General features: G+C 48.3%; 10 protein-coding genes. 5 read left to right on the plus strand and 5 right to left on the minus strand.

Annotated features, from left to right (window positions below; all coding sequences use genetic code 11):
* The first annotated feature begins 10 nt into the window (after positions 1-10).
* The 5 genes from rpsA to rnr all read left to right on the plus strand — a co-directional run bounded on the left by rpsA (position 11) and on the right by rnr (position 6,876).
* Positions 11-1,588, plus strand: coding sequence for a 30S ribosomal protein S1 (gene rpsA, locus HZB61_08950; GenBank protein ID MBI5056728.1), 1,578 nt, complete (start codon positions 11-13; stop codon positions 1,586-1,588).
* A gap of 84 nt (positions 1,589-1,672) precedes the next feature.
* On the plus strand, positions 1,673-2,458 hold the full coding sequence (gene sppA, locus HZB61_08955; protein MBI5056729.1) for a signal peptide peptidase SppA: 786 nt from the start codon (positions 1,673-1,675) through the stop codon (positions 2,456-2,458).
* 95 nt (positions 2,459-2,553) lie between these two features.
* A complete protein-coding gene (locus HZB61_08960) occupies positions 2,554-2,835 on the plus strand; it encodes an integration host factor subunit beta (GenBank protein ID MBI5056730.1) in 282 nt (93 codons plus the stop codon).
* 269 nt (positions 2,836-3,104) lie between these two features.
* Complete coding sequence (gene cobA / locus HZB61_08965; GenBank protein ID MBI5056731.1) at positions 3,105-4,688, plus strand: uroporphyrinogen-III C-methyltransferase; 1,584 nt, start codon at positions 3,105-3,107, stop codon at positions 4,686-4,688.
* Positions 4,689-4,779: 91 nt separating this feature from the next.
* A complete protein-coding gene (rnr, locus tag HZB61_08970) occupies positions 4,780-6,876 on the plus strand; it encodes a ribonuclease R (protein MBI5056732.1) in 2,097 nt (698 codons plus the stop codon).
* Position 6,877: 1 nt separating this feature from the next.
* Here rnr and HZB61_08975 read toward each other — a convergent pair whose 3' ends face one another.
* From HZB61_08975 to HZB61_08995, 5 genes are all read right to left on the minus strand, one after another.
* Complete coding sequence (locus tag HZB61_08975) at positions 6,878-8,350, minus strand: prepilin-type N-terminal cleavage/methylation domain-containing protein (GenBank protein MBI5056733.1); 1,473 nt, start codon at positions 8,348-8,350, stop codon at positions 6,878-6,880.
* Positions 8,347-8,538, minus strand: a complete 192-nt coding sequence (locus tag HZB61_08980; GenBank protein MBI5056734.1) for a hypothetical protein — start codon at positions 8,536-8,538, stop codon at positions 8,347-8,349. Before HZB61_08980 ends, HZB61_08975 begins: the two co-directional genes overlap by 4 nt.
* A gap of 80 nt (positions 8,539-8,618) precedes the next feature.
* Positions 8,619-9,200 (minus strand): prepilin-type N-terminal cleavage/methylation domain-containing protein, encoded by a 582-nt coding sequence (locus HZB61_08985; protein ID MBI5056735.1) that lies wholly within the window; start codon positions 9,198-9,200, stop codon positions 8,619-8,621.
* Positions 9,201-9,443: 243 nt separating this feature from the next.
* Entirely contained in the window at positions 9,444-10,235 is a 792-nt protein-coding gene (gene folP / locus HZB61_08990; GenBank protein MBI5056736.1) for a dihydropteroate synthase, read from the minus strand.
* Between the two features lie 136 nt (positions 10,236-10,371).
* Complete coding sequence (locus HZB61_08995) at positions 10,372-12,228, minus strand: ATP-dependent metallopeptidase FtsH/Yme1/Tma family protein (GenBank protein MBI5056737.1); 1,857 nt, start codon at positions 12,226-12,228, stop codon at positions 10,372-10,374.
* Between the last annotated feature and the right edge of the window lie 4 nt (positions 12,229-12,232).

The raw sequence follows: 12,232 nt of genomic DNA on the forward strand, positions 1-12,232 counted from the left end.
ATATATAACAATGGAACCACAAGTGGAAGATTTTGAAAAACTTTATGCGAACACCTTCAAGGGATTGAAGGAGAGGGCAATAGTAAAGGGCAATGTTCTAAAGGTCAAGCCCGACGGAGTTATTGTTGATGTAGGGACCAAGTGTGAGGGCTTTATCCCTCTCAGTGAGCTGCTGGAAAATGAGCTGACCCGTTTGAAACCCGGAGACGATGTGGAGGTGTTTGTTGAGAACCTTCATGATTCGGACGGCTTTGTAAAACTCTCAAGGCTCAAGGCCCAGGGTATCAGGACATGGGACATGCTCGAAGACGCTTTTCACAAAGGAGTGCCCGTTGACGGCAAGATCACAGGAAAGGTAAAAGGAGGGCTGACTGTGTCCATCGGCGGGATAAGCGCATTTCTTCCCGGCTCGCAGATTGATTTGAAGGCCCCCAAGAATACCGATGAGCTTATTGGGAAGAGCTGCCCGTTTAAGATAATTAATCTTACTCACAAAGGCTCAAATGTTATCGTATCAAGACGCGCCCTGCTTGAAGAGGAAAGGAACAAGCTCAGGGGAGAAACACTGACCGTTTTAAAAGAAGGCGCGATAGTAAAAGGGACTGTTAAAAACCTCACGGATTACGGGGCATTTATAGACCTTGGAGGAGTGGACGGCCTTCTGCACATATCTGATATGTCCTGGGGCAGGATCAGCCACCCCGGAGAATTATTCACTGTCGGAGACACTGTTGAAGTTGTGATCCTTACATTTAACCCTGAGACTGAAAAGGTCACACTCGGTTACAAACAGAAAAGGCCGGATCCATGGAATTTAGTGGATGAAAAATATCCGTCCGGCCAGAAGGTCCTCGGCAAGGTCATTACAACTACTGATTACGGAGTATTTGTCGAGCTTGAAGAAGGAGTAGAAGGGCTTATCCATGTATCAGAGCTTGACTGGGTGGAAAAGTCCATAAAACCTTCAAAATTCTTTACCGTTGGAGACAGGGTCGAGGCAGCCATACTGAAAGTCAACAAGGAAGAAAAGAAGATATCCCTCAGCATAAAACAGCTCAAGCCGAACCCGTGGGATGTTGTTAGGAGTAAATACACCGTCGGACAAAAGATTTCAGGCAAGGTTAAAAGCTTTGCGGATTTCGGGGCGTTTATCGCTCTTGATGAGGGGGTTGACGCGCTGCTCCACATTTCAGACATATCATGGGTAAAGCGCGTAAAACATCCATCAGACGTACTCAAGAAAGGGCAGCAGATTGAAGTTGTTGTATTAAATATTGAGCCGGAGAAGGAACGTATTTCTGTCGGGCTAAAGGAACTTACACCTGATCCCTGGGCCGGTGAGATCCCGAACAAATACAAACTTGGCGATACCGTGAATGTTAAGGTTGTAAGCGTAACGGATTTCGGTGTCTTTGCAGAGCTTGAAGACGGGGTGGAAGGCTTGATACATAAATCCGAACTCGATAAAAAACCCGACGAGAAGATGGAAGACCTGTTCAAGAAAGGGACTGAGCTGACCGCGAGGGTCCTTAACGTTAATCCCGCCGAGAGGAAGATAGACCTCACGATGAAAACAATGATCGGCTAAACCGGGGTTGGAGTTTTTAAATTGAAGAAGGTCCTGATTTTTTTCGCTGTAATTTTCGTCCTGATTTTAATCCTGAGCCTTGTGATGACTGTTTCGCGCAAGGTTTCGTTGGGAGATAAAGTCGCGCTGGTGCGGGTCACCGGCGTGATCCTTGATTCCACCGATGTCATTGAGGAATTAAAGGAGCATTCAAAAGACAGCTCCGTAAAAGCTATTGTCCTGAGGATAGACAGTCCCGGCGGCGCAGTTGCGCCGTCTCAGGAGATATATGAAGAAATCAAAAAGATAAAAGAAAAGAAGAAGGTCATCGTTTCAATGGGGACTGTGGCCGCTTCAGGGGGCTATTACATATCCGCTCCGGCGGACAAGATAGTGGCAAACGCCGGGACTTTGACCGGCTCTATCGGGGTGATCATGGAGATCCCGAACATCTCAGGCCTTATGCAGAAAATTGGCGTTGAAACACAGGTGATAAAAAGCGGCGCGCATAAAGACATGGCATCCATTTTCAAATCTCTGAAGCCTGAAGAGAAAGAGATCCTCCAGACAGTCCTTGACGACGTGCACGACCAGTTTATTAAAGCCGTTTCAGAGGGCCGGGGGATTAAATTTGAACAAATAAAAAAACTTGCCGACGGTCGGATATTTACCGGCAGAATGGCAAAGGAAGTAGGGCTTGTTGATGAAATAGGCAACCTTCAGGATGCTATTATGTTAGCAGGTGAGCTGACAGGCATAAAAGGCGAGCCTCAGGTTGTTCAGAAGAAGGAGAAGTTCAGCTTTATCGACATGCTCAAAGGAGAACTGCCGAAAAATCTTATGGGCAGCGTCTTTCAGGGTGTCAGTTTAAAATATTTAATGACACCGTAACCACAAGCTGATGGCTGTCAGCTATCAGCTTTTTGACTGGCAACATACAACTAACTTGAATTTTGTTATCAGATTATTTTTAAAGGGAGGTATATATGACTAAATCAGTTCTTATTGAAAAAGTTTCCGGGAAGGTTGAAGGGCTCTCAAAGAAGCAGGTTGAAGTTATAATTGAGACCATGTTTGAAAGCATCAAGGAAGCCCTTGCAAAAGGCGATAAGGTTGAGATCAGGGGTTTCGGCAATTTCAGGCTCAGGGCCAGAAACGCAAGACAGGCAAGAAATCCAAAGACCGGCACCTCCGTCGCAGTGCCTCCCAAAAAGGTCCCGTTCTTCAAAGTCGGCAAAGAGCTCCGTGAAATGGTAAATAAGGTTTAGGGAACGAATACTCTCCGCTGGTCTGTTTTGTAAAATGGACCAGCGGCTTTCATTTTCCCGCTATACATGCTTCACGCCGCACGCCTGAAAAAAATCCTTCTTTCCTACCCGAACAGCAGATGATTATGTTATCATCAATATCGTTTGAGACTACTTACAAATGTGTTTTTGTCACCCTGAACCTGTTTCAGGGTCTCATCGTATAGTGACTTCAAATAGATGCTGAAAAGAGTTCAGCATGACAATTTATTTTTTGATTTAATCCAAACATGCAAAAAGGAAAAGTCTACATAGTCGGCGCGGGCCCGGGTGATATCAGCCTCCTTACGGTGAAGGGGCTCAAGTGCCTGCAGAAGGCCGAAGTTGTTGTTTATGACTTCCATCTGAACGCGCAGGTCCTCAATTACATAAGCCGCGACGCCGAGTTCATTTACGCTGGCAAACGCGGCGGTCATCACACGATGACGCAGGATGAGATAAACAGGACCCTTGTTGAAAAGTCAAAGGAAGGAAAGACCATCTGCCGGTTAAAAGGCGGCGACCCTTTTGTCTTCGGCAGAGGGGGAGAAGAGGCAGAGACCCTGGCGAATGAAGGCATTGAGTTTGAGATCGTCCCCGGGGTCAGCTCTGCGATCGCAGCGCCTGCTTATGCCGGGATACCGCTTACTCACAGATTGTATTCCTCATCGCTCGCGATCGTCCCCGGTTATGAAGATGAAAATAAAAAGGAAAGCTCCATTGACTGGGCAAGGCTTGCAACAGGGGTGGGGACCATTGTGTTTCTCATGGCGGTAAAAAATATCGCCCACGTCTGCCGGCAGCTTATCGATAACGGCAGGAAACCTGAGACCCCGGTCGCCGTTGTGCGCTGGGGAACAAGGCCGGAACAGACCACGCTCGTTGGAGATCTAAAAAGCATTCCTGGACTCGTCAGGGAAAACGACATCAAGCCCCCGGCGGTCATGGTTGTGGGCGATGTTGTAAAACTGAGAGAGGTCCTCAAGTGGTATGAGAAAAAACCGCTGTTCGGCCAGAGGATACTTGTTACAAGGGAACACTCTTACGGATTCGACACGCTGGAAGAATCAGGCGCTGAAATAATAGATTTCCCCACCATAAAGATCGTCCCTCCAGTGGACTGGGCAGAGATGGACAGGGCGATTGATAAAATAGAGTCTTACAACTGGCTGATAATTACAAGCGCAAACGGCGTTAAATATTTTTTCAATAGACTTTTTGAGAGAGACAGGGACATCAGGGACCTGAAAGGGATAAAGATATGCGCTGTAGGATCAAAGACCGCGGAGGCAATTAATAAATTAGGAATAAAAGTTGATCTTGTGCCGGAGGAGTTTAACGCGGAAGGACTTATCTGTGCGTTTTTGAAAGAAGCTGAGAAGTTAAGAAGATGTGAAGATGAGAAAAGCTCAACTTCTCAACCTCTCAACCTCCCAACTTCTTCATTAGCAGGGTTAAAATTCCTTCTCCCCCGCGCAGAGACGGCACGGGAAATTCTTCCTCAGAAAATTCGTGAGCTTGGCGGGGAGATTGATGTTGTTACAGCGTACAGGGCCGTGAAGCCTGAAACCCACGGGCGGAGGATAAGAAGATTTTTGAAAGAGGGGAAGATCACCATCGCTACATTTACAAGCGCCGCCACTTTTAAAAATTTCATGGAAATCACCGGGGGCGACGCTGACGGCCTTCTGAAAGACGTTGCGATTGCAGTGATCGGCCCCGTCACTGCAAAGGCAGTGGAGAAGGCCGGGCTGAAAGTCAGCATCATGCCCAAAGAGGCGACCATTGAAGCAATGGTGAATGAGATATTCATCTGGGCGAAAAAGGAAAAATAAAAAATCAACGGTGCCTTATCTTATTCCTGCCTGAGTTCACACCTGACTTTATGCCGGGCGGGATGACAGGCAAGCGTGATATAATTTTCTCATGATCCCAAAAGACATTCAGGAAAAAGAAGCCATCCTTGGTTTCATTAAGACTACCGCAAGGCCCGTGAGCGTCCGGGAGATCGCGATCGCGCTGGGCATTCCCAAGAAAGAAAACAGGACTGTCAAGAGGTCACTGAAATCATTGGTCCAGTCAGGAGATGTTTTCAAGACCCGTTACGGCCTTTACGGAATAGTAGCGCAGTTGAATCTCGCCACCGGATATTTTGAGGCGCACAGGGACGGGTTCGGTTTTGTGATCCCCGACAAGCCCGGTGAACGGGACCTTTTTATTCCGCCTCGAAAAACTTCCGGCGCAATGTCCGGTGACAAAGTTATCGCCCGCGTAGACAGCCCCGCGAGAAGGGAAGGCTGCATTATAAAGATCCTTGAGCGCGCTCAGAAGAAAGTGGTGGGCACGTTTACCCGCGACGGAAACATGTTCTATGTAAAACCGAAGAGCAGGAAGATACCGGTCGGCATATTGATCAGCCCCGCAAACAGGGCTGGGGCAAAGAGTGGCAATAATGTAGTCGTAGAACTCACTTCGTATCCGAGCGCGATAAAGCCGCCTGAGGGAAAGATATTAAAAATCCTGCCTGACATTGTTGAACCGGTACACGAAGTGGAAATGATCATCGAAGAATTCTCCCTTCCCCTGAAATTCCCTGCCGCTGTGCTCTCCGAGGTTAAAGAGCTGTCCGGAGAAATTGAGATGCGGAAGAGGGTAGATTGCCGCAGCCTTTTGACCGTGACCATTGACGGGGAGACTGCAAAGGATTATGACGACGCGGTATCGATCAGCCGGACAGCGGACGGTTTCCTCCTTCATGTCCACATTGCGGACGTGAGTTATTACGTGCCGTGGGATTCCGCGATTGACCTGGAGGCAAGGCGCAGGGGCACAAGCGTTTATTTCCCCGGCAGCGTGATCCCGATGCTCCCGGAAAAACTTTCAAACAATTTATGCAGCCTTGTGCCGCGTCAGGACAGGCCGACTTTCACTGCCGAGATGCACTTTGACATGAAGGGCCGGATACTGAAAAAAGACTTCTATCCAAGCGTCATTAACAGCAACGAGAGGATGACTTATACGTCTGTAAAGAAGATACTTGTGGACCACGACAGCGCTGAGCGCGAAAAATACGGATACCTCATTGAAAGCTTCGTGATGATGGAAGAGCTTTGCGACATACTGAGGACGCAGAGGATGAAGAGGGGCAGTCTTGATTTTGATCTGCCGGAGCCGGAGGTGCTCCTTGATATACAGGGAAGGCCGGAGGCAATCGGCAGGGCTGAGCGCAATCTCGCGCATATGATAATTGAAGAATTCATGATAGCGGCGAATGAGGCCGTTGCTTCCCACCTTGAGGCCCTTGAGCTGCCGTCAATTTACAGGATACACGAAAAGCCCGACCCTCACAAGCTCGATGAGCTAAGGCCCATTTTTCAATCGTTCGGCCTGCATTTCAAAAAGCCGGATGCCGGGACTTTTCAAACTCTCCTGAAAAAGATACAGGGGACTGTCGAGGAGACGCTGCTGAATATTCTGCTCCTGCGTTCTTTGAAACAGGCAAAATATTCTACTGAAAACACGGGACACTTCGGACTTGCCTCTGAAAGCTACACTCACTTTACTTCTCCAATCAGGCGTTATCCAGACCTTGTCGTCCACAGGATACTCAAGGAGGCCCTGAGCAGGAAAAAGATCTCAAAGGAGAAGAGGGAGTATTTCGAGAAACTCCTGCCGGAGATAGCCGCTCAATCCTCAAAAACGGAACGGACCGCGGACGAGGCTGAAAGAGAGATAGTCAATGCGATGAGGGTGTGGTTTATGAAAGACAAGGTCGGCGACGAATACACCGGCATCGTTTCAAATATTTCATCCAAGGGCATGAGAATCCAGTTGAAGGAATTTTTTGTCGAGGGCTTTCTTCACGTCTCTTCAATACCGGATGACTATTACAGGTTTGACGAGCAGACCTACCGTCTCATCGGCAGGCGGAAGAAGAAAACATTCTCCGTCGGCAAGGAAGTCAATGTGCGGATAGAGCGCGTCAATATTGAAGAGAGAGAGATCGTGCTTGGTCTGGTGTAGTTTACCTGTCGGTCCCCGTAAAATTTACCCGGGCATTTTTATTGATGTCAGCCGATTCCGCTGAACTGTATGATAATAGCGCCTGAACTGCGCCCCCGCAGGACCCGTCAGTTGTAGAGTACCGATAAATGGTCCCACCGGAATTGAGCTTTGATGTGCTGGTTGTAATTTCAGAGTTATTGTTAACCCTTCTGCACGTGCTGCCAACCGTAAAGTCGCGCCGCGCGCCGGTATTGTTCCAGACACTGTACGCAGTTTGCGAGGCGCTGGCTGCGGCAGGGTTGATCGCAAGTGAAAGATCTTTAGATGCTGTCCTTCCCCCGCTGTCGGTAACGGTCACGCTGATCTGATGAGTGCCTTCCGCTCCAGATGCCGGTGTCCCTGTTATTGTGTTTCCGCTGCATGTAATTCCTTTTGAGGTAATCGCTGAAGGACACGTCAGGGTCCACGTGTATGAAGAACTTCCGCCAGTGGCGCTGATTGTTGCTGTATAACCCAGTCCCACTGTTCCATAACTCAGGACCTCTGTAGTTATCCTCGGATCATTCGGATTGATGGTGATCGAAAAACTTTTTGTTGCTGACCTTCCCTCCGCATCTGTTACTGTAACTGTAAAATTGAAACTTCCGTCTGCGGTTGGGGTCCCGCAAATGCAGGGATTTGATTGGGTACAGGTAGTAATGCCGCAGGTCCCTGATGTTTGTAACGATAGTCCCGTTGGAAGTGAGCCGGTAATATTCCATGATTGATAGGGGGTCGATCCGTCAGTTGCCTCCAGAACAGAAGCAGGAAAAGCAACCTCTTCTGTCCCTGTCGGCAGGCTGTCCGTTACTATTCTGAAGGAATTGCATATCTGCTGCCTCAGAGTGTTAATGTCCATGTACATCACTGTGTCATCGTAACCGGCGCCGGCGTCCTGAGGGCACGCGATCGTCACTCCTGTGTCGGATATGGTAAACGGTGAGGCAATGCCGGTCTGATTGCACATGTTCTCACCCTGGCTGAATACAATGAACGCCACATTTGTCTTATTTACTCCCCTGTCATTTACAGTAAGGTATGTCCCTTGTGTAGTGCAAAGATCTGCGCCTGTTATTCCGCCTGCGGGGCGGTACACTAAACCCGTGTTGTAAGAATCGATAGTTTTTGTACTGAGAGCCATGAGTGTAGGCGGCAGTCTTTTGTTGGCTGTTGCGTATCCTGAAATTGTTTCGTAAACCTCTTTAACCGTATTCCTCGTCTCATTCAGCTTTGCCCTTTTGGTCAGCGGGCCGATCATTCCCGCGCCCATGCCGATCAGCAATCCGACGATGACAAGAACTATCGCAAGCTCCACGAGGGTGAAACCGTTTGAACAAGGGGTTGGGGATTGGGGATTGGGGATTGGTCCATTCATTGTCAGAGCGTCATTCCCGTGAAAACGGGAATCCAGTTCTTTTAATTGTTCAATTCTTGCTTCTGTCTCTAACCTCACGACTGCCTCTTGTAGAGATAAAATACGATCATTATATTCCCGATCAGGTTCACCAGTATCGCGGTCCTCGTCCTTCTTATTACCTCACCCATTTGTGTATCAGGCGAGATCCAGAAAAGATAGTATCCGCACAGCACGAGCGCCAACCCGATTATCCCTGTCAGCTTTATGAAAATTGTCCTGTACATCGCAAATAATTTTCAACCAACCAAGCAAAAAGGGGTGATTTCTCACCCCTTTTTCATTCTACACATTTCCTGCACTTTATTTATAATCCATAATAAAGATCAACCGTAGCTGTGGTATAAGCAGCGCTTGCCTGAACTGTGCCTGAAGTGTAAACCCCGTCGTCAAATTTTATATCGACTATCTCGGCAATCCTGCCCGGAATGCCTGTGGCCTGAATAAAATTTCTTGTGCCTATTGCAGTTCCGAAGTTCCTGTTAAGGACACCATATCTCCCATTAAACGGATGAGAAGGAAGCGCAGCTGCACCGGTTGTTGCAGGATCACCTGCAAGCAGCCCAGCATTCCGAAGTGCCCGCCATGCCCTCTGCGATTCTCCCGCAGGAACAGGGCCGATAGTGCCTTCGATGAGACCATCTCCATCGCCAGTGCCAATTCCCCACCCACGGGCGCTGGTATCATCGCCGGGTAAAGTATTATACCTGTCATAATAGGTAAAGTAAGCGGCGCTTATTCCCTGCAGGTCGTTCATCAGTCTTTTATTTTTGGCGTCATCAATCATCGCCTGCCCTTTCAGAACAGCCCCGATCAATAGCCCGATGATTATCATCACTATCGAAAGCTCGATGAGAGTGAAGCCCTTTTCCCCAAGTTCTTTTTTCATTAGTTCCTCCCTGTATTTAAAAGTTATCAAATATAGATATTGGTTTATTAAGTTTTCAACTAATATATCGGAAAAATTTTTTGGAAACTTTAATGAGGCAGGTTCTAAGTCTATAATTGCCATTTTGTATTTTTGTCATACCCGAAGTCTGTAATCGGGCATCCAGACGGCATTCAAAAAACTGGATTCCGGCTTAAGGACTGCCGGAATGACAGACAGAAAAACCGAGGTTATAGACAGACACTATCCAACAATACCTGTTCTTATAGCATCCGCTATCTTTGCCACGCGGGCCATTTCTTTGACGTCATGGACCCTGATAATGTTCGCGCCGTTGAATATTCCTATGGCAATGGCAGCGGCTGTTCCTTCGATCCTTTCAGTAACAGGAATGCCTCCGAGGACCTTACCGATGAAGGCCTTCCTTGACGGTCCTAAAAGGACCGGTTTCTCAAGGCCGGTGAATTCGTTCAGGCGTTTTATGATCTCAAGATTGTGTTCGACAGTTTTTCCAAAACCTATGCCGGGGTCAATAATGATCTTATCGTCAGCGATCCCTGCGTTCCTTGCAATCGCGATCCCCTCTCTCAGGTAATCAATTATTTCAGGGACCAGAGAATCGTAGACAGGATTTTTCTGCATGTTTTTCGGGGCGCCTTTGATGTGCATGATTACAACAGGCACTTTATGTCTTGCCGCAACGCGCGGCATCTCAGGATCAAATCTCAATCCGCTGATGTCATTTATCATGGAAGCCCCTGCCGGGATGGCAGCTTCCGCAACGGCAGACTTGTATGTATCAATTGATACCGGGATTTTAATTTTATCTGTAATCGCCTCAATGACAGGCACAACCCGCTTTATTTCCTCTTTCGCGGAGATCTTCTCCGCGCCGGGCCTCGTGGACTCTCCTCCGATATCGATGATATCAGCGCCGTCATCCCTCATTCTGAGCGCCTGCTCAACAGCTTTATTTTTGTCGAAATACTTACCACCGTCAGAGAATGAATCCGGAGTGACGTTTAATATCCCCATGATGTAGGTGCGCTGTGAGAAGTCAAAACTGAAGTTTTTCCAACTGAGTTTCAAGCAGCCTCCGCAAAAAAAAAAGACCCTGAAACGAGTTCAGGGTGACAGAATTAAAATCAATAAGATATTCAATAAACTTAATCTAAGACGATGTTTCCGAGGCGATATTTGTTTCGCTTGCTGTCTCAGATTTTGGAGAATTACCGTTTGTGCCCTGAATTATGGCCTCTATTTCAGCGGCATCAAGGGTCTCTTTTTCACGCAGGGCCTGCGCGACCTTAAAGAGAGTCGCCTTGTTCTCAACGAGGAGACGTTTTGCATATTCGTATCTTTCAGTGATAATGGTCCTGACCTCTTCGTCAATGTCTTCCGCGGTCCTCTCGGAATAATCTTTGTGTCTCGTGATCTCCTTGCCGAGGAATATCTGCTCCTCGCGCTTCCCAAAAGTAAGGGGCCCCAGCTTGTCGCTCATCCCCCACTCACAGACCATCTTTCTCGCGAGGTCTGTGGCCCTCTGAAGGTCATTGCCGGCTCCGGTTGTCATATGTCCAAGGGCGATCTCTTCAGCCGCCCGTCCGCCCATTAAAACCGCCAGCATGTTTAAAATGTGTTCCCTTGAATAAGTGTATCTGTCATCAATAGGAAGCTGCTGTGTTATGCCAAGCGCCATGCCGCGCGGGATAATGCTGACCTTGTGAAGCGGGTCGGTCCCCGGGGTCAGCTTTGCCACAAGTGCGTGGCCTGCTTCATGGTGCGCCGTATTGTTCTTTTCCTCTTCAGACAGGATCATGCTCTTTCTTTCCTTGCCCATCATGACCTTGTCTTTCGCGTCTTCAAAGTCCACCATCTCGACTTTTGTCTTTGACTTCCTGGCTGCATTCAACGCGGCTTCATTAATAAGGTTGGCAAGGTCTGCGCCTGAAAATCCCGGCGTTCCCCTTGCGAGCACTTCCATGTTTACATTTTCATCAAGCGGGATCTTCTTAATGTGGACCTTGATTATCTCAAGCCTTCCTTTTACGTCAGGATGAGGCACAACCACCTGCCTGTCAAATCTTCCGGGCCTCAAAAGCGCGGGATCCAGCACGTCGGGCCTGTTTGTGGAGGCAAGCACGATAATGCCTTCATTGGGATCAAAACCGTCAAGCTCCACCAGGAGCTGGTTCAGCGTCTGCTCGCGTTCGTCATGACCGCCTCCGAGTCCGGCGCCCCTGTGACGTCCCACGGCGTCAATTTCATCAATAAAAATAATGCACGGTGAACTCTTCTTTGCCTGATCAAACAGGTCGCGTACTCTTGATGCGCCGACACCGACGAACATCTCTACGAAATCAGAGCCGCTGATTGAAAAAAACGGCACGCCTGCTTCGCCTGCAATGGCCCTCGCAAGAAGCGTCTTTCCGGAACCGGGAGGGCCCACAAGCATCACGCCTTTGGGGATTTTCCCGCCAAGTCTCTGGAACCTCTGTGGGTCTTTCAAAAATTGTATGATTTCCTGGACCTCTTCTTTGGCCTCTTCGATCCCGGCCACATCAGCGAAGGTTATTTTTATCCCTTTTTCAGAGACAAGCTTGGCCCTGCTTCTTCCGAAGGAGAGCGCCTTGTTGCCGCCGGTCTGCATTTGTCTCATAAAAAACACCCATAGAAAGACAAGCAGAATGACCGGGCCAAAGTTGAAAAGGATATTCAGATACCACGGCGTGTGATCGGGCTTTGCGGAAATCTTTATGCCTTTATCTCGCAGTTCTTTTATAAGGTCGGGATAATCAGGGGCGTATGACTTGAATTTCGCCCCGCTTTTCAGTGTGCCTATTATTACATTCTCCGGTTTTTTTATGGTGACCTCCGTTACCTCGCCCTGCTGTAACTTTGTCATGAAATCGGAAAAGACAATCTCGTCATCGGGCTTGGATGTATCGAGGAGATTGAAGGCGAGTATCATCATCAAGCCGAATAAGACCCAAATAACTATACTTTTATACAAATTACGTCCCTCCATATCG

The organism is Nitrospirota bacterium, assembly GCA_016214845.1.
Lineage (GTDB): Bacteria > Nitrospirota > Thermodesulfovibrionia > UBA6902 > UBA6902 > SURF-23.